The organism is Streptomyces sp. NTH33 (assembly GCF_003236365.1).
In the GTDB taxonomy this organism is placed as follows: domain Bacteria; phylum Actinomycetota; class Actinomycetes; order Streptomycetales; family Streptomycetaceae; genus Streptomyces.
Genome location: NZ_POTZ01001195.1, coordinates 1 through 251, shown reverse-complemented (window position 1 = coordinate 251; position 251 = coordinate 1). Strand labels below are relative to the sequence as shown.

Sequence of the window (251 nt, the reverse complement as noted above, 5' to 3'; positions counted from 1 at the left end):
CCCTCATCGCCGCACAACGTCAGCGACAGGCTCCTCCCACCGGCCCAGCCCCCGGCCAGACACGCCGGAGCACCTCTGCAGATCAACCCGTACGCACCTCTGCACCAGAGCCCGTACGCCGACACGCAGTTCATCGAGAAGGTCCGCGACGTCGTCGGCCTGTACCTGGACCCACCCGAGCGGGCCATCGTCCTCTGCGTGGACGAGAAGTCGCAGATCCAGGCGCTGGACCGGTCGGCGCCGGTGCTGCC

The 251-nt window shown here is 69.3% G+C and carries 1 pseudogene; it reads left to right on the top strand.

Annotated elements, in window-relative coordinates:
- Nucleotides 1-251: pseudogene (locus tag C1I97_RS42400) on the top strand (hypothetical protein); the annotation flags it as partial.